Raw genomic sequence first — 19,090 nt, 5'->3', positions numbered from 1 at the left:
AATCAAGATGCTAATGGTGCATGAATACTCATAATATCTTTCATTGCTTCAACCGTATCTTCATCCACACAGTAATGCGTAAATTCATCTACTTCACTATCAGAGCTCATTGTTACACCCGCTTTACGATAAATCATAGTTGAAGGTGCTACTTTTCCTGCTGAACTGTGTATTTCTTTTAATCCTACATCTAGGAATTTTTGGATATTACTGAGCCTTACACCAGCCCCCGCCATAATGATAGGGCCCTGTGTTTTCTCATTTAACGTTCGTAATAATGGCAAACCTAGTTCCGCGTTTGCCTGCTGTCCTGACGTTAGAATACGAGAAACACCTAGCTGAGTCAGTTGTTCTAGCGCTAACAATGGATTAATACACATATCAAAAGCGCGATGAAAAGTAATGGCTAATGGCCCTGCAAGCTCCATTAAAATTTCCATTTTAGGCAAATCTATATGCCCTTCTTCATTTAAAAGACCAACAACTGCTCCTGAAAATCCCATATCACGGATCAAACTAATATCATTTTTCATTGCTGAAAAATCAGCTTGTGTATAACAAAAATCACCACCACGAGGGCGAACAATGGGATGAACGGGAATACGAACCAAATCTCTGACTTGTCTTAGCATTCCAAAGCTTGGCGTAATGCCACCTTCTGCTGGACTCGTGCACAGCTCTATTCTGTCTGCACCCGCTCGTTCTGCTACCAACGCACATTCAGCGCCAAAACAACAAATCTCCAACGTAGCCATATCATCCCTCTCCATCCTTAATAAAGAAAGTAATCAGAAAATAAACATCATTTCTTAGCGATTTCTAACAATAGTTGTCGAATCTCGTTATTCATTCAATTCTGCTATCAGAATTTTGTGCTGACACAAGCAAACTATTTTCTGAAAGTGTCGCTCAACACTCACTTTCTACGATTTCAAGTAACGAATAAGGATGATACTTCACTGTGACTTTTCCATTAGAAATAGCCACTGTTGGATTAGGTAAACGTTCTTTCTCACCTTTAGGTTCACTGATTTTTAAGCTAACACTCTCAGGTAACATTTCAGGTAAAAATGACATAACTTTAGTCACTAAATCAGTTGGCTCAACGGGGATCACTTGCTCAATATGCTCCCAACCTTGATACTCATATTTTTTATTTGTGGGAAAAGGTAACTCAACGATGGAAACAGATTGATTTAAAATAGTTAATGGCGTTTCTAATTGAAATAGATATATTGGCCGTCCATTAATTACATTATCAGAAATACACTTTCCACACTGGCTTAATCCTACTCTCCACTGCTCCGCTAACGCTAAATCGTGACAACGTAACGATACGTGATCCGTGAGATGGGCGGATAAATCTATACTCAAACTATTGGCAAATAGCGTCATATTTTCTTCAAACAAAGAAAGCTCGTGAGTTAAATCATTTAATTGAGGAATTGAAGAAAATAACACCATTTTGAATAACCTTAATGAAAAAACAGAGAAAAAACCTTAAAGATAAGGCCGAGATGGTAGCATGTTCTAGCCGGAATATGTTATAAATTCAAGGTTAATCCCAATTCTTTATAAAAAACCTGTCAGGCTTTTGTCGTCAGGTTTTATTTTCTCAATAATTTAAGGTAACCCGGTGAATATTCAGGCTTTTCTTTCAGAAAAAATCAGTGTGGCAATGTGTGCTGCTGGCGCACCCGCTGATAGCGAACCTCTTGTCCGTCAGTCAGCCAAAGTACAATTTGGTGACTATCAGGCAAATGGTGTCATGGGAGCTGCAAAAAAAATGGGGATCCCACCCCGACAACTCGCAGAAAAGATCTTAGAAAAGCTCGATATTACGGATGTTGCAGATAAAGTTGAAATCGCAGGCCCGGGTTTTATCAATATCTTTTTATCTTCACAATGGGTTGCCAAGCAAGCTGAAGCCGCATTAGCAGATGAACATCTAAACGTAACACCCGTTGAACCTCAAACTATTGTTATCGACTACTCATCTCCGAACGTTGCGAAACAGATGCACGTTGGTCACTTACGCTCGACCATTATTGGTGATGCAAGTGCGCGTACTTTGTCTTTCTTAGGTCATAATGTTGTTCGTGCTAATCACCTTGGTGATTGGGGTACGCAATTTGGTATGTTAATTGCGTATTTAGAGAAAAAACAGAATGAAAATGCCGCTGATATGGCGTTGTCTGATCTCGAAGAATTCTATCGCGAAGCGAAAAAACATTATGATGAAGATGAAGTATTCGCAGAGCGTGCCCGTAATTATGTTGTGAAATTACAAAGTGGTGATGAATACTGCCGTACAATGTGGCGCAAATTAGTTGATATCACCATGCAACAAAACCAAGTGACTTATCAACGCCTTAACGTCACATTAACCGAAGATGACATTATGGGTGAAAGTCTTTATAACCCAATGTTAGCGGGTATTGTTGCTGATTTAAAAGCAAAAGGTCTTGCAGTAGAAAGTGAAGGTGCAACGGTTGTTTTCCTTGATGAGTATAAAAACAAGGAAGGTGAACCTATGGGTGTTATCGTTCAGAAAAAAGACGGTGGCTACCTATATACAACAACCGATATTGCTTGTGCAAAATACCGTCACGAAACATTACACGCTGATCGCGTACTCTATTATATTGACTCTCGTCAGCACCAGCATTTAATGCAAGCTTGGACGATTGTTCGTAAAGCAGGCTACATCCCTGATTCAATGTCACTCGAACACCATATGTTCGGTATGATGTTAGGTAAAGATGGTCGTCCATTTAAAACTCGTTCTGGTGGCACTATTCGTTTAACCGATTTACTTGATGAAGCCCAAGAAAGAGCACGTACATTAATCGCTGAAAAAAATCCAGATATGGATAAAGACGAATTAAATAACGTTGCTCGCGTTGTGGGTATTGGTGCTGTTAAATACGCTGACTTGTCAAAAAACCGTACAACAGATTACATCTTTGATTGGGATCTGATGTTAAGTTTTGAAGGTAACACAGCACCTTATATGCAATATGCATATACTCGTGTTGCTTCAATCTTCAAACGTGCAGAAATTGATGAAAATGCGTTAACACAACCTATCGCACTAACACAATCTCATGAGAAACAACTTGCATTACGTTTAGTCCAATTTGATGAAACCATTATGCAAGTTTCCCGTGAAGGAACGCCTCACGTTATGTGTGCTTATCTTTATGATCTGGCACAAGCCTTCTCTGGCTTTTATGAAAACTGCCCTATCTTATCTGCTGAAGATGAAAACACTCGCCAAAGCCGTCTAAAACTGGCTCGTTTAACCGCGAGAACCTTAAAACAAGGTTTAGATACTTTAGGCATTGAAACCGTAGATAGAATGTAATTCATCTCTATTTTCAAATAGCAGTGATAAAAAAACCGATGGCATTAACCATCGGTTTTTTATTATGCATTAAGTCTTAATTCAATATAGCTAAAATAACACTTCAAGCAATTGTGTAATCAAACTTCCAAATGCTACTTAATCATTAGTCTTCATTAGCAGTTATAACATCCTGACACAGTAGCCCTCTAATATCTTTTGCATCAATCCACCCATCAACACTATCTATTGGCTTGCTAGGGCTGTATAAGCGGTCATTGACATCTTTAGCGGTGAAAGCAAGCTTCTCATTAGTTTTGTCAAATACGCCCACACAGTTAACTGGAGTGAGTCTTGAGGTTTTAATTTTTCCGTCAGCAGTACAACCTGCAAGAAATAATGTAGCTAATGATACAGAAATGATAATTGCTTTTTTCATAGTAGCTCCTTGACGCTTTTATTTTTATTTTTACCAAAAACCACAAAGTGGTTATTTAGTAGTCTTTAAACTAGAAATATTTAATGATTTATAACTGCTTTGAGTATAACGAATAAATGGAGAAATATTTGAGTTATTGAGCTATTAATAAAAAAATAAGAAATATTGAGAAGGAATAGAAAAGAGAGGGAAAAACAGAAAACAACGGCGGACAAATGAAAGCAATAATTAGTGTACCATACTGAATTCTCAGTAATCTAATTATCTATTAAAAATAGATTTAGCATTAATTTCATTATTCACACGACTTATTGTTTACTGCTTATCCCCAGCAATCGTGTTACCTATTTGAAGCGCAGACAAAATAGATATGATCACTTTCAGTAGTACTGAACGATAACAAGCAAATAACTTTACAGTCACGGTTAATCTACCTGAATAAAGAAATAATAATATGTCTTAAATCAAAAAAATTAAATGTTTTAAAATATACTGCAATATTTTGAAATATTTGCAATATCTCATCATTAAGTAAGAAATATTTAACAGATGTGTCAATTTTTAAACCTATACAACACAAGAGAGTTTATCTAAAAAAAGATAATTCGTCAAACCGTAAGTGCTTAGAATATAGTGTCTATTTTTTTACTTTATGTAGAATCCCACCATTAGTAAACAAATTGTCTAAAGATATTCGATATGATTAATGATTAGATAAACTTATTAATAACCATCAAAAAATGTGTTCCAATGCCTAAAATCTGTATAAACCATTTAGAAATTGGAAAAAAAATTTAATAAAAAAAAGAGCAAGAAAAATGTTTTTTGTTTTTTCTTGCTCTTTTTTCTCTTTCTAAGAGTAGTCAGAATCATGTGACTAAATGCTAGAAGTGTGATCTATGACGCATTATAAATAGTCTAAAAATAGAGAAAGGTTCTAAACGAGGAAAGTTGTGTTGATAAAAACATTGTTAATTTTGCAACTCCTCGCTTTTATACAAAAGCGAGGAGTCACTGTTTCAGTTATAACGCACGTAGTGAGAAATGACGAGGTCTAAACCCTAATGCATACAGCGCAACAAAATAACTCCCTGCTCCGGCAACTACAACCAACAACAAGCGCAATATACGCATTGGCATACTACCAATATCCCAACTTGGCATGATCCACAACATTCCAGCTAATACAGCGCCCATTACGGCAAGCGCAATAATAAGTTTCAATAAGAACACAGGCCAGCCAGCTAAAGGTTGATAGATATCTTTCTTACGGATTTGCCAAAACAACATAGAAGCATTGAAACAAGCCGCAATACCGATTGAGAGCGCAAGGCCCACATGTTTTAAGCTACCAATGAATGCAAGGTTCATTAATTGTGTGAGGATCAATGTGGCAATTGCAATTTTTACGGGTGTTTTAATATCCTGACGAGAATAAAAACCTGGTGCTAAGATTTTTATGATAATCAACCCCATTAGCCCAACACAGTAAGCGATTAGCGCTTGTTGTGTCATCAATGCATCATGAGCATTAAAATTACCATACTGGAATAAAGATGCTGTTAAAGGCCCTGATAGTACCGCTAAACCAATAGTACAAGGCAGTGCTAATAAAAAGCACAGTCTTAACCCCCAATCCATCAGTTTTCTATATTCTTCAGTGTTGCCACTGGCGAAGCTCTTAGATAATGAAGGAAGTAAGATTGTACCTAATGCAACCCCTAATACCCCTGTCGGTAACTCCATCAAGCGGTCTGCGTAATACATCCAAGAAACAGAACCAGAAACTAAAAAGGAAGCAAAAATAGTATTGATAATCAATGATATTTGGCTAACTGAAACGCCTAAAATAGCAGGTCCCATCAATTTCATCACACGCCAAACACCGCTATTTCTAAATGAGATACGCGGTAAAACAAGCATACCGATTTTTTTCAAATGTGGTAATTGATACCCAAGTTGTAATATTCCTCCCGCAACAACCGCCCACGCCAAAGCCATAATAGGAGGATTACAATAAGGGGCGACGACTAAAGCAAAAAAGATCATGCTGACATTGAGGAGCGTCGGTGCAAAAGCGGGTACTGAAAACCGATTCCAAGTATTTAAAATAGAGCCTGTCAATGAAGCTAATGAAATAAGAAAAATATAAGGAAAGGTGATCCGTAATAGATCAGTCGTTAATTGAAATTTGTCAGGTGAACTACTAAAACCCGGTGCTGTAACATAAATCACCCAAGGTGCAGCAATAATACCAATCACGGTGACCACGGCTAAAATAAGCGTCAGCATACCCGAAACATAAGCAATAAAGGTACGCGTTGCCTCCTCACCTTGCTGATTTTTATATTCTGCCAAGATGGGAACAAATGCTTGAGAAAATGCCCCTTCTGCAAAAATACGACGTAATAAGTTTGGCAATTTAAAAGCAACAAAAAAAGCATCTGTTGCCATACCTGCGCCAAAAATACGCGCAATAATTGCATCACGAATAAATCCAAGTACCCGTGAAAATAAGGTCATTGAACTCACGGCAGCGAGTGATTTAAGTAAATTCATAAAGTCATTCTAATTTTTGTTGAATGGAATAAAAAGAAAGGGACTATACTCCGTCTCTAACATCGAAAAATCAATCTTCAATTAGCTAAGAATACGCTGACTCTACTTATCTTCGACTAACCAAAGCGATTAAAAAATAGCAACTTATGGCTTCGTGAGCATTTTTTTCAACATCACTTCCAGCATAATTTGGTTCTCTTTTTCATTAAATTCAGGATCAATAACATTTCTTCCCATTGAACCATCTGCGATAACTAACAGCCATGTTGCAATTTTCTCAGGCTCAAGTGTTGAGTCTATCTGCCCTTTTTTAATACCGTTTTTCAGCATCGCAATCAAACGTTGTTTATTGTTTCTCTCATTTTCAATAAAAATCTCGTGAATGCTCGCATTACGTGAGGCTTCAGCAAAAATTTCAATGCTAATACGTGCATATTCTGGGTGATTATAGAGCTCTATAATTTCCTTCATTAAATCGATAATTGCCTGAATGCACTCTTCTTCAGTTTCATAACGACAAAAAATATCGTCAAATAGTTGTGCATCTTCTAATGCTATCGCTTCAATAATCGAATTTTTATTTGGAAAATAATGAAATACATTTCCTGGACTCATACCTGCTTCATGACAGATTTCTGCTGTTGATGTGGAGTGAAAACCTTTTACAGCAAAGCAACGTATTGCAGCATCAATAATATGCTTCATTTTCGCTTTTTGTTTTTCAGTAACAGTCTTGTTCATAACATTAAAAATCTCTGGACAAAATAAATTAGACTGATTAGTCTATAAACAACTAGACCAAGCAGTCTAAAAAGTTAACCCTATTATTGCAGAGTAACGATATCATGCAATTACTTAATGAACACTATCAGCTTCGTGTTGCAGAACCTTCAGATATTCCTGAAATTATTCAATTATTTGCACAAGCATTTCGTTTTAAATTAAATGCTTTTAATATTGATAGCACTAATCCTAATCAACGTCAGCAATTAGAAGCTATTTGGAATTCATTAGCATGTAAAAAAAACAGCCAACAATTTGTTGTCACTGATAATGGAAAAATTATCGCAACATTTTGTTTAGTAATAAAAGAAAACGACTTTATTGCAAATTCCTTTATTAAAACATCATCCTTAAATTATTGGCGCTTTGGTATTATTCATTATATTAAGCAAAAGATTTTCTTTTCTTTATTTGATTATACGCCAAATGAAAATGAAGCTTACTTGGCACATATTGCCGTTTTATCATCATATCAAGGACACGGTATTGCCTACGCTATACTTGAGTGGATAACCCAATATAGTAAAGATGTTCTGAAAAAAGCGTATTTATCACTTTATGTCGATATTCATCATGAAGGTGCGCTTTATTTGTATCAAAAGAATGGATTTTATATTGAAAAAAAAGAGTCATCACGCTTAACACAGTCTATTTTCCATATTCAACATTGGTACTATATGTTGAAAAAAACGGATCAAATGGCTTATTAAATATCACGATTATCATCAAAAAGAGGCTAAAAGCACTGACATAAAGACGTTTCTAATATGATTATAAACAGTGCTTTTCTTCCATAATGACCAATATTAACGTTTAAAATAGGTTCGCGTTGTTAATGCAGTCAGTACGTGATCTCGCCACTCTTGATTAATTTGTAGATAGTTTTTGGCATACCCTTCACGTTCAAAACCATGTTTAGCTAATAAGTTTCCACTACGTAAATTATGAGGCATATAATTCGCCATAATACGATGCATCCCCTGCTGTCGCTGCATATAACGAAGTGTTTCAGTTAAAGCTTCAGACATATAGCCTTGACCTTGCCATTTTTCACCGACTGAATACCCCAAGAAACAGGCATTAAAAGCGCCTCGCATAACATTGCTGTAATTAGCGACACCAATAATTTCATCTTCCTTTTGTGTTAATAGTAGAAAATGAAAAGCACTTTCTTGTCGGTGCAGCTCGTTCATATATTGTAAACGGTGTTCCCAACCAGAGGGTATATAATGTGTTTTATCTCTTACGGGTTCCCACGGAATTAAAAAACGACGATTTAATGTATAATAATCAGCCAATCTTTCAGCATCTCGTTCGTATGCTAAACGAATTACCATTCTTTGTGTTTCAAAACGAATTTTAGGAATTCCGCCACGATAACCAAACATTACGATCTCATTATCCTTTGATATAAATAAGTCTAATTCTGAAGCAACTCTTCTTATTCTGCCACTAACCTTAATAAAAAAATATCATCTTTAATTTACTAGGAATTATGCACATTTAGAGACAGAATAGTCGAAGAAATAAATTATTTCATTCCCCCCTTATTTTATTTAAATTATTTGCTTATTGATGGTGAGTAATGGCGCTGGTAACACAAGCCCGTACTTTGGGTAAATACTTCCTCCTAATTGACAATATGTTAGTTGTCTTAGGTTTTTTCGTCGTTTTTCCGCTTATTTCTATTCGTTTCGTCGAACAATTAGGTTGGGCTGGTGTTATTGTCGGTTTTGCTTTAGGGCTTAGACAACTCGTACAACAAGGTCTTGGCATTTTTGGCGGCGCTATTGCAGACCGTTTTGGTGCAAAACCAATGATAATAACAGGCATGTTATTACGAGCTTTAGGTTTTGCTTTAATGGCAATGGCTGATCAACCTTGGATACTTTGGTTATCTTGCATTTTATCTGCATTAGGTGGAACTTTATTTGATCCACCTCGCACAGCGCTAGTTATAAAATTAACCCGTCCTTATGAACGCGGTCGTTTTTACTCTTTATTGTTAATGCAAGATAGCGCTGGTGCCGTTATTGGCGCACTCATTGGTAGCTGGTTATTACAGTATGATTTTCATTTGGTATGCTGGGTCGGTGCTGGTGTTTTTGTTATCGCAGCCTTATTTAATGCTTGGTTATTACCTGCTTATCGTATCTCCACAACCCGAACACCAATTAAAGAAGGGTTAAAGCGAGTATGCCTTGATAAGCGCTTTGTCAGTTATGTCTTAACCCTGACAGGTTATTTTGTATTATCTGTTCAAGTTATGTTGATGTTTCCTATTATCGTCAATGATATTGCGGGTACACCAACTGCTGTAAAATGGATGTATGCCATTGAAGCTCTACTTTCTTTAACGTTGCTTTATCCTATTGCTCGCTGGAGTGAAAAACGTTTCAAATTAGAACAGCGTTTAATGGCTGGCTTATTTTTAATGAGCATCAGCATGTTCCCTGTTGGCATGATCCATTCATTACAAAGTATCTTCTTGATTATTGGTCTATTTTATCTTGGTACCATTACAGCAGAGCCTGCACGCGAAACCTTAAGTGCATCACTTGCTGATCCTCGCGCTCGTGGTAGTTATATGGGTTTTAGTCGCTTAGGCTTGGCATTTGGTGGAGCTATTGGATATACAGGTGGTGGATGGATGTATGATTTAGGTAATCAATTTGACATGCCTGAATTACCTTGGTTCTTACTAGGAACTGTAGGTTTAATAACACTTTATGCGTTACATCGCCAATTTAATCGTAAAAAAATAGAAACAGCCATGCTTACTCCCTAGAGATCAGGTAAACTCTTAGTTATCAATGATCAAGGAGTGTTTATGAAAGCAATTTTTCTAACCAGTATATTAGTATTAACAAGCTTAATCACAGGGTGTGATCAGCTCAAGCAATTTGATGTGAGTGAAAACCTTATTAATGACTATATCAGTCAAAAAATAAATCTTCAGAAACATATTGGTGAAGATGAGGTTGTATCTGCTGATATTAAATTAAGCAATCTTTCTATTCAAATTGGTCGTACTGAGCCGGGTAAAATAAGTCTTTCTGGTACAACTGATCTGATAATTAATTCATTCTTTGGTAAGACTAGCGCTAAAGTTGAGCTTACGTTATCAGGGCAACCTTCTTATCAGGCTGATAAAGGGGCGATATACATAAAATCAATGGCTATTGATAGTTACAAAGTCTCTCCAGAAAAAATGGATGCTGTGGTTGTGGCACTAAAACCTTATTTGGATACAACAATCACGACTTACTTTGATAATCACCCTGTTTATGTTCTTAATCCAGAAAAAAACAGTGCTGAAGCTGCCGCGTTTAAACTGGCTAAAGGAATTGAAGTTAAACCGGGTAAATTCGTGATCCAACTCTAATAGTTACGCAAGTTGATTAAAAATATTTATCGTCATTAATGAGAAAGGCAAACCTAATGGTTTGCCTTTTTTATGAATAATAAAATACTTTTGCAAAGAAATAGTTATATTACTCTGCTTGCGTATCTTCAGTATCGTCACTCTCTTCTTCATCATCAGAGAGTTCTTCACGTAATGCTGATAATGCACCACGCGCAATACCTGCTAGTGTGCGATAAAAGCCAGTTGTTGCATGAGCTTCAACCTTACCTAAAAATGTGCCAGCCCAAGGTAATAGATATTCATCAAATAATTGTATTTGTGCCAATACTTCATCTTCTGCTGAGTTATCTTCAAGCCATGAAGCAGCAAGTAGTAAAGCACCAAAACTGTCTGTTGCATTATCTGTAACTGGCATACCCCTTGCGATCAAAAATTGACGAATATCGTCTTCTTTGATCTCTTCATAATCATGGGCATAAATAGACACAGCAGGAGTTTCGCTACCAAAAAGAGACTGATAATCCGCTTCAACACTGGCTAAATCTTTGACGCTATTTTTTAAGGTGTTAAATAACTCATCTTGCTCTAATGGCCATAGCTGGCTAAGTTTTCCTTCACCAATCATTTTAATAATTGGTGATAAAATAGGATCATTGGGATCACGTTGGAATAATGTGCCTAAAAGCCGGCAAACTATTGAAAATTCATTCATTGTATTTTTATCCTAAAAAGTTTCGCGTTATTGTGCGTTTAACGGTAAGAAAATCAACTTTTTTCGTCATTTCTCTTTTATTGTTAATATAAATCTTACTATTTTTAATCGCTTGAAACAGAAAAAGCGCGCTCTTATTATTAAGTCTTTTACTTAATATAAGAAACGCGCCTAATCCCATGCTACTTATCTTCTAAAGCAGTTTTATAATAAACGACTTTATGACAACAGCATTTTATTGCATTTGTTAACTGGCTATATCAAGAAAATTATCTCTTACACCATTCACACGAAACCACCCTGCAATACTTATTCTTTCTTTATAAGTAGGAAGTACTTCATGAGGGAATTGTTCTGAAAGAAAAACAACCAAACGTCCACCTTTAGGAGCAACTGTTGCTAGTTCTTTATCTTCCAAATCATAAATAACTAACTCGCCGCCGTATTCTTTTTTCCAATCCTCATTAAGATACAATACTGTTGTTAATCGCCGCGTCACATTTTCTTTAAATGCATCCAGATGTTTTTTATAAAAAGCACCTTTTTCATAACAAGCAAAATGCGCTTCATATTCAAAAAGTCCAAGAAAAAACTCACGATTTACCGCACGTTGAATAGACTCCATTTGCATTAAATAATGCTGAACGGGTGTTCCCATTTCAGGTTCTAGCCAACGTATTTTATCACTTCGAATTGTTGTTTCTGCAAGCCGATTCTCATGACGACCAATACGCGCTTGTTGTGCATTACCATCAAAACAAGCGCGCAATTGTTGAACAGCCTCTGGTGTGAGGAAATCATCCCATACACACCATCCTTTCTCTGCTATTTGCTCAAGAAGTTCTGCTATATTCATTAAGTATATTGTCTTATTAACATGGGAAATAACTTTATATCACCAAGTTAAGTGAAATTACAATTTAATAAACTTATCTTTTCGATAACTTCATTTTATTAGTGATAAACCCTAAAATAGCAAACAATCACAATATAAAACAAAACTTACTATTCCTGATAATCCTTATAACATTCTGATAATGTAGCTATTTATAGAAAAAATAACTGATAACACTACAGAATAGTTAAGAAAAATAAATAATTTATTTAGAAATAGTAGCTTGTATTAATTTTACTCAATGTTCTATCACCATTTTCTTTTTGTTCGTAATCAAATTTAATTTCACCTTTTACTTGATGGTGTGAAATCGACTTTTTACTTTCCAACCGCAAAAATATAAGAGGTAATGATTTCCCTTTATCAGCTAGCTCACTCACAGACATAACATCTATAGAATTAATATTATACTTAATTTTATTTAACTCTTTCTTAGACGCATCATATAAGCTATCTAACTTACTCTTGATTTCATTTAATGTAAGATTATTATTTGTTTTCACTTCATCTAAAAGTGTTTGAACTCTTGCTTTAATCTCAGTATAAATATTTTCACTTTTCGCATCTAATTGATACTTGGAAATAAAATAAGGTTTGAATTTTTCATTCATATTATCTTTTTCTTGTGAAGAGAGTGTTTCTTTTCTCTCTTTTAAATCTAACAAAAATTGTTTTACATTAGCATTTTCATTAGCTAAATATACTGGCTTATTTATTAAATCACTTTTATAATTTGACTTTTCAACTTTTAATAAATTATTTAATTTTTCATTTTGTTTTTTATTAGAAGATAAAGATAAATAAATATTATCTAGCTTATTAATACCACTGGCAACATCATATTCTTTAGGGTATATATCAAATAACTTATTTAGTTTAAGCACCCTTTTATATATTCCTTTTAAATTCCTCCTTTTTTCTTCAAATTCTTTCTTGTTTTTATAAAATTCACTATCATAAACAGGTGTTTTAAATAAAGAGTTAATCTTTTTTTGTAGCATCGTTTCAAAGTTTTTAACGGTAGCTAAAGGATACCATTGAATATTACTTTGAGAACTTGTTGTTGATGGAGTTATTTTTAGATCTCGATAAAATTCAAAATTAAGCTCAAAAAAATCAAAATCAACTTTTCTTTCAGAATTTTCATTGTCTACCTGTCCATGAGAAATAAGCTTATTTACATTTAAATTTAATTTCATTAAGTTTAATGCAACATTACCACCAATAGCATTTCTTGGTATAATAACACTTGTATTTTTATTGAGCGTAGTTTCAACATTGAAGCTTATCTCACTTCTTAATTCGCCTCCTAATGACAATTCTATTTTATTGTTTTTTTCAAGCATTGAATTATACTGAAGCTCGTTTTCAGAGAGATCTAATCCTTTATTAATAAACTCACTTACATTTTTCAATTCAACTGAAAATGAAAAATTAGATTGTTTCTCTTGATTTATATTAAGGAGTACACTTGCCATGACGGGAGTAATAAGACCATAATCAATAGTACCTTCCTTCCATTGCTTATTATAACTTGTTACTCCTGCTGATAGACCACCAGAGATATTGGCATTCAATTTATTAACAAATGAAAACATGACTTCATCTTTTTTATTTTTTGATAATGTAAGTGAGTGATTCTTTGCATAATTAGCTAATACAAAAGCATTTACCCCCACATTAGCGGGTAAGTTAAATACATTAATACCAAAAAATGCACGAATATCATTTTCGTGATTAATAGTAATGCTTTCATTATTTTTTAATTCCTTAACTAATGTGTAAATTATTTCACCTTGTTTTATACCATTATTTATTCCTTTAATAACTCTATTTAATACATTATAACTTTTATGTATATTCTCTTTTGCCCCATAAAAAGCTATATTTTTGTTTTTACTGGGTAAAACAGATGTATTTGTTAAACCTTTAATATTGGAGATTAGTCCTCTGAACCCAGGATCAATACTTTTAGCTATATTTTTTATCATTGCACCATATTTTTTTAATGCATACTGCTGCTTAGCTTTATCAATATGAATTCTTGCATTATCAATAAATGATGAAACAAAAGGAATATGTCGACTACTAAAGTTACCTATTGTTTGAGTCGAAAATGGCTGCCCTGAATGGTAATTATTGTAATTGTTTTCACCTACCATTGAATAAAAAGATAAAGGCGGCTCTTGTTTTAACCGTGTTACTTCATATTGATAATCTTTAATAGCAAAAATATTTAGAGGATCAAGATAATATATTTTTATTTTATCACCTTTATCAACAACAAGTTGAACCTGATTTAGTATTGGCTTAATTGCTAATATTTTATCTTTTTCTTTTAATGGTAGTTTAATTTTATGTTTTTTTAATAAAATGTCGCCATCAACCTCATCTCCTTTAGCAATTAGGGTAGCGGGTAATCCCGTTGTGAAAAGTTGATTATCTTTAACTTCTATTGTTATATCTAATCCTTCTCTATTTAGCTTTAAAACATTATTCTCTTTTTGTTCAACAATATTATTTATACTTGACAAATCATGCTGAAATCGATTCTCTGGCGTATACTTCTCATATTTTATAATAATTTCGCCATCAGCTTCATTTGATAAATTATCTTTTAAATCATAACTCTTCTCTATTTTACTAAATTTAATTTTATAAAACTCATTACTATTTTTATTTTCATCTCTTTTTCGCCCAATTAAATTACCTTGAGAATCGACATAAAGTTCTTTAAATTTAATATTTTCGTCAGCTTGTGATTCAATATTAAATACACTATATTTAAATCCATTCTTTATATGCTTTTGATACAAACCAGTAAATAGATCATACGTTTTCCCTTTAATTAACATTAATGAGCCTTCATCTGTCAGTGTGACACCCATATTGTTAAGAAGTGACATATTAGTTGAACCTAAATACACATAATTATTTGCATTATTTAAACTAAATTCTTTCTCTTTTTTTTTCACTTCGTTTTTTTTATTATACTCATTATTACTATTATTTATTCCAACGACATTGGTCTTTTTTTTCTTGCTACTAAAAGTATCGGTAGAATGAATCGTACTGTTAATTATTTTTATTTCACTCATTATTTATATCTCATTTTTAAAAAGAATGAGGTAATAATCAATAAGATAAACTGTAAGAGATATCTATTTACAACCAGATTTTTATTACATTATATAAATAACAGAAAAAATGATGTTTTTTGAAAGTCAGGACAAAAAAATAGGCAATAAACTAAAATTTATTGCCTATTATATAAAATTAGAAAAGGTATTAAATCGTTTTAATATCCACTTTTCATATCAACCACACCACAAGGTGCTTCACCCTTTTCAATTCGTTGGATATTTTCAACAATCGTATCCATTGCGATATTAGGAATTGTAAAGGCTGCAATATGTGGCGTAATAGAAACGCGAGGATGTGTCCAAAATGGGTGCATTCCTGCTAATGGCTCTTGAGCAAAAACATCCAAAGTCGCATCAGCAATATGCCCTTGATCTATCGCTTCTAATAAATCTTGATCAACTAAATGCGCACCCCGCGCCAAATTAATCAAATAAGAAGAAGGTTTAAGTTGTTCAAAGAGTGAAAAATTCAAAATACCATGCGTTTCTGGCGTATAAGGTAATAAGTTAATTAGTAAATTACACTCTTTAAGGAAATCATTGAATTGCTCTTTACCATAAAAACTTTCAACATTTTTAATTTGTTTTTCACTGCGACTCCAGCAACGAACTTTAAAACCAAGTTCAGCAAGTTTAGTCGCAACACTCCCACCTAAAGCTCCAGCACCTAAAACACCAATAACAAAATCATCATAAGAATGCGCAGGAAGTTGTTTCCATAAGCGTTGTGATTGTTGGCGTTTATAATCATCCATTCGACGAAAGTAATACATCACTTTAGCAATCGCATATTCTTGCATTTGAAGCCCCATTCCGGTGTCTTCTAAACGCATAACAGGAACGCCAGTTGGTAATGTACCCGGCTTTTGTTGTTCTTGTTTTAAAATAGCATCGACTCCCGCCCCTAAGGCAAAAATACCTTTAAGGTGATTGCGACTGGCTAGCATTTCATAAGGAGGAAGCCAAACCATAGCGTAATCAGCAGGTTGATTATCGCCAGGTTCCCAAATGCGTATATTGGCATTCGGCAAACGTGCCTTCATACCATTGATCCATGTATCTGCGTCAAAAAAAGGATGATAATAAATAATATTCATTTTGCCTTCCTCCAGCATTTTTATCATAGGGTGCGAGGGTTACGTTCTGATTTCAAGTCTCTTTGAATAAGTTGTTAATAAAAATGTTGAGAATGTTAACCAGTTAACGAAATTCTTAAATCTCTTTTCAATGCAACAATCCATATTGGTATTGCTTTACTGCATAATTTGCCTAGCATTTGTGCATATTGTTTTTTATTTGACTGCTTGATACAAAAGTTAAGGGAAAAATGCATTTAGCTGTTGACGCCTATGATCCTTTTCCATATAGTAGCGCCCCGTTGAGAGATGTTAAGTGCATATCCAACGACAATACGGTGAGATGTCCGAGAGGCTGAAGGAGCACGCCTGGAAAGTGTGTATACGGCAACGTATCGAGGGTTCGAATCCCTCTCTCACCGCCATATTCTAAGATAGAGCTTAGTTTTTTAACTAGGCTCTATTTTTTTGTCCGAAATTTCCAATCTCTTAGTCTTGTTTGCTCTTCACCGACTCGTTTATATCCAGTAACCCTTCATTTTTTGATGATGTTATTGTTAGTATACAACACATTTTTTATTTTATTTTTTGCTTAATCGTTTTATTTAATAATTTATCATCACTTAATAATCAAAGATTATTAATTTTAATGAGTCAAAACAACTTATGTAGTTGTTATTTATGTCTATCCGATTTTTATGACGTAAAAAGATTTTTATTACCCTATCTCTAAACGACATTTATTCTAAAATAAAACGCTTTTTATAATTTTAAAATAAATTTAAACTTTATTTTCAAGCAAGCAACAGAATAAATACAATAAGATACATTGCATTATCTATTTAGGTTAACTTATTAGTTTAATTGATTTTATTTTTACTAAGCTTTAAGATATACATTAATAATTTGATGTATCACATTATTATCAGCGAATAAAAGCGATATCCTCTCTTTTCCTTATCGCCGTTATTCGGCATCTGACTTCTTATTTTGGTTTAATCCTAAATGAAAACTCATAAAGTTAACCGGGTTCGCCCCTTTAGTGCATTTATTGATGCATGTGTAAAAGAGCCTTACTCTTTTGCGCGTTTATTAAAAGATATTATTGCAGGGATCACCGTCGGAATTATCGCGATACCTTTAGCCATGGCTTTGGCAATTGGTAGCGGTGTTCCTCCGCAATACGGTCTTTATACCGCAGCTATTGCCGGTATAGTCATTGCTGTTTCTGGTGGCTCGCGATACAGCGTGTCAGGGCCTACTGCCGCTTTTGTTGTGATCCTTTACCCTGTATCACAACAGTTTGGTTTGAGTGGCTTATTGATTGCTACGCTGATGTCTGGCGTTATCTTAGTGGTTATGGGATTAGCTCGCTTTGGCAAGCTTATTGAGTATATTCCCGTTTCTGTAACACTTGGATTTACTTCAGGGATTGCTATCACTATCGCCACCATGCAAGTAAAAGACTTTTTTGGTCTTGAATTAGCGCATGTGCCAGAAACCTATATTGATAAAGTGATTGCTCTAGGCTCTGCATTACCGACTATTCATCTTGGTGATACGCTTATCGGTCTGACAACACTGTTTGTTTTAATTTATTGGCCTAAGCTGAATTTACGTTTACCCGGACACTTACCCGCTTTAATCGCAGGTACAGCAGTAATGGGTATTGTGAATATGTTCGGTCATGACGTTGCAACAATTGGCTCGCAATTTAGTTATATGCTTCCTAACGGAACAACTGGGCAAGGTATTCCACCTATTTTGCCCCAGTTTGTTTTACCTTGGAATTTACCAAGTTCAGGTACATCACTTGAATTAAATTGGAGCACTGTTTCTGCTTTATTACCCGCAGCTTTCTCAATGGCAATGCTAGGTGCTATCGAATCACTATTATGTGCGGTTGTGCTTGATGGTATGACTGGCAAAAAACACCACTCTAATGATGAGTTAGTCGGACAAGGTGTTGGTAATATTGTCGCACCTTTCTTTGGTGGTATTACAGCGACCGCAGCGATTGCACGTTCCGCTGCTAACGTGCGTGCAGGTGCAACATCACCTGTTTCTGCTATTGTTCACTCGTTATTGGTGTTGCTAACTTTACTTGTATTAGCCCCTTTTCTTTCTTATTTACCTTTAGCCGCAATGTCCGCACTGCTGTTAATTGTTGCATGGAATATGAGTGAAGCGCGTAAAGTTATTGATCTTATTCGACACGCTCCTAAAGACGATATTATTGTCTTAGTATTATGCTTATCGCTCACCGTCCTCTTTGATATGGTTATTGCCATTACTATCGGTATTGTGTTGGCTTCACTGTTATTTATGCGTCGTATTGCCAATATGACCAAAATAACTGAATCCCCTTATACTGATGATGATAAACAACTATTAGTTGTGCGTGTTAATGGTCCATTATTCTTTGCTGCCGCAGAGCGTATCTTTAATGAGTTACGTGAACGTAGTAAAGGTTATAAAACCGTTATTATGCAATGGGATGCTGTTCCTGTATTAGATGCAGGTGGATTACATGCATTCCAGCATTTTGTCACTGATGTTAAACATGATACCCATGTGATTGTTTGTGATATTCCTTTCCAGCCTTTAAAAACGCTGGCAAGAGCAAGAGTCACGCCTATTGAAGGAGAACTTAATTTCTATCCTTCATTACAAAAAGCACTGGATGATTTGGAATTAATTCAGTAGTTATTTATTACAATTAATATAAAATTTATTTAGCCCTTAATTTAAGTTATTTAATTAAGGGCTA

15 protein-coding genes and 1 tRNA gene are annotated in these 19,090 nt (G+C 34.7%); 6 read left to right on the top strand and 10 right to left on the bottom strand.

Annotation, left to right across the window (positions count from 1 at the left end):
- Positions 1-2: 2 nt before the first annotated feature.
- Positions 3-755, bottom strand: a complete 753-nt coding sequence (gene cutC, locus ABN236_RS12960; protein WP_099660349.1) for a copper homeostasis protein CutC — start codon at positions 753-755, stop codon at positions 3-5.
- A gap of 154 nt (positions 756-909) precedes the next feature.
- Complete coding sequence (locus tag ABN236_RS12955) at positions 910-1,464, bottom strand: VOC family protein (RefSeq protein ID WP_349474160.1); 555 nt, start codon at positions 1,462-1,464, stop codon at positions 910-912.
- A gap of 172 nt (positions 1,465-1,636) precedes the next feature.
- Here ABN236_RS12955 and argS point away from each other — a divergent pair, with 172 nt between their 5' ends.
- Positions 1,637-3,367, top strand: a complete 1,731-nt coding sequence (gene argS / locus ABN236_RS12950) for an arginine--tRNA ligase (RefSeq protein WP_194950584.1) — start codon at positions 1,637-1,639, stop codon at positions 3,365-3,367.
- 145 nt (positions 3,368-3,512) lie between these two features.
- On the opposite strand, the gene ABN236_RS12945 is transcribed toward argS, so the two are convergent.
- The 3 genes from ABN236_RS12945 to ABN236_RS12935 form a co-directional block, all read right to left on the bottom strand.
- Positions 3,513-3,785 (bottom strand): hypothetical protein, encoded by a 273-nt coding sequence (locus ABN236_RS12945; RefSeq protein WP_349474159.1) that lies wholly within the window; start codon positions 3,783-3,785, stop codon positions 3,513-3,515.
- A 1,023-nt stretch (positions 3,786-4,808) separates the two neighbouring features.
- Positions 4,809-6,344, bottom strand: coding sequence for a murein biosynthesis integral membrane protein MurJ (gene murJ, locus ABN236_RS12940; RefSeq protein ID WP_088495445.1), 1,536 nt, complete (start codon positions 6,342-6,344; stop codon positions 4,809-4,811).
- Positions 6,345-6,488: 144 nt separating this feature from the next.
- Positions 6,489-7,085, bottom strand: coding sequence for a TetR/AcrR family transcriptional regulator (locus ABN236_RS12935; protein ID WP_349474158.1), 597 nt, complete (start codon positions 7,083-7,085; stop codon positions 6,489-6,491).
- A 104-nt stretch (positions 7,086-7,189) separates the two neighbouring features.
- Between ABN236_RS12935 and ABN236_RS12930 the strand changes: the two genes are divergently transcribed.
- Complete coding sequence (locus tag ABN236_RS12930; RefSeq protein ID WP_349474157.1) at positions 7,190-7,837, top strand: GNAT family N-acetyltransferase; 648 nt, start codon at positions 7,190-7,192, stop codon at positions 7,835-7,837.
- A 96-nt stretch (positions 7,838-7,933) separates the two neighbouring features.
- On the opposite strand, the gene rimJ is transcribed toward ABN236_RS12930, so the two are convergent.
- The gene (gene rimJ, locus ABN236_RS12925) at positions 7,934-8,515 is read right to left on the bottom strand and encodes a ribosomal protein S5-alanine N-acetyltransferase (RefSeq protein WP_075671035.1); all 582 of its coding nucleotides are present in this window, start codon (positions 8,513-8,515) and stop codon (positions 7,934-7,936) included.
- A gap of 197 nt (positions 8,516-8,712) precedes the next feature.
- On the opposite strand from rimJ, the gene mdtH reads away from it, so the two are divergent.
- A complete protein-coding gene (mdtH, locus tag ABN236_RS12920; RefSeq protein ID WP_088495441.1) occupies positions 8,713-9,915 on the top strand; it encodes a multidrug efflux MFS transporter MdtH in 1,203 nt (400 codons plus the stop codon).
- Positions 9,916-9,957: 42 nt separating this feature from the next.
- Positions 9,958-10,512, top strand: a complete 555-nt coding sequence (locus tag ABN236_RS12915) for a lipoprotein (RefSeq protein WP_311754893.1) — start codon at positions 9,958-9,960, stop codon at positions 10,510-10,512.
- 109 nt (positions 10,513-10,621) lie between these two features.
- Here the strand turns inward: ABN236_RS12915 and ABN236_RS12910 are convergent, their stop codons facing one another.
- The 4 genes from ABN236_RS12910 to ghrA all read right to left on the bottom strand — a co-directional run bounded on the left by ABN236_RS12910 (position 10,622) and on the right by ghrA (position 16,341).
- Positions 10,622-11,206 carry a TorD/DmsD family molecular chaperone gene (locus ABN236_RS12910; RefSeq protein WP_098942641.1) on the bottom strand — a complete coding sequence of 195 codons (585 nt, stop codon included), beginning with the start codon at positions 11,204-11,206 and terminating at the stop codon, positions 10,622-10,624.
- A gap of 247 nt (positions 11,207-11,453) precedes the next feature.
- The gene (locus tag ABN236_RS12905) at positions 11,454-12,062 is read right to left on the bottom strand and encodes a 2OG-Fe(II) oxygenase (protein ID WP_349474156.1); all 609 of its coding nucleotides are present in this window, start codon (positions 12,060-12,062) and stop codon (positions 11,454-11,456) included.
- Between the two features lie 248 nt (positions 12,063-12,310).
- Positions 12,311-15,199: a hypothetical protein gene (locus ABN236_RS12900; protein WP_349474155.1), complete on the bottom strand. Its 2,889-nt coding sequence runs from the start codon at positions 15,197-15,199 to the stop codon at positions 12,311-12,313.
- Positions 15,200-15,399: 200 nt separating this feature from the next.
- Complete coding sequence (ghrA, locus tag ABN236_RS12895; RefSeq protein WP_349474154.1) at positions 15,400-16,341, bottom strand: glyoxylate/hydroxypyruvate reductase GhrA; 942 nt, start codon at positions 16,339-16,341, stop codon at positions 15,400-15,402.
- A 316-nt stretch (positions 16,342-16,657) separates the two neighbouring features.
- Between ghrA and ABN236_RS12890 the strand changes: the two genes are divergently transcribed.
- Together ABN236_RS12890 and dauA are read left to right on the top strand one after the other, a co-directional pair.
- Positions 16,658-16,745, top strand: a tRNA-Ser gene (locus ABN236_RS12890).
- 580 nt (positions 16,746-17,325) lie between these two features.
- Positions 17,326-19,026, top strand: a complete 1,701-nt coding sequence (gene dauA, locus ABN236_RS12885; RefSeq protein ID WP_088495436.1) for a C4-dicarboxylic acid transporter DauA — start codon at positions 17,326-17,328, stop codon at positions 19,024-19,026.
- Positions 19,027-19,090 lie beyond the last annotated feature (64 nt).

It is taken from the genome of Proteus sp. fly-1013 (assembly GCF_040140245.1).
GTDB lineage: Bacteria > Pseudomonadota > Gammaproteobacteria > Enterobacterales > Enterobacteriaceae > Proteus > Proteus mirabilis_B.
The sequence above is the reverse complement of the archived record's forward strand: the minus strand, read 5'-3'. Positions and strand labels throughout refer to the sequence as shown.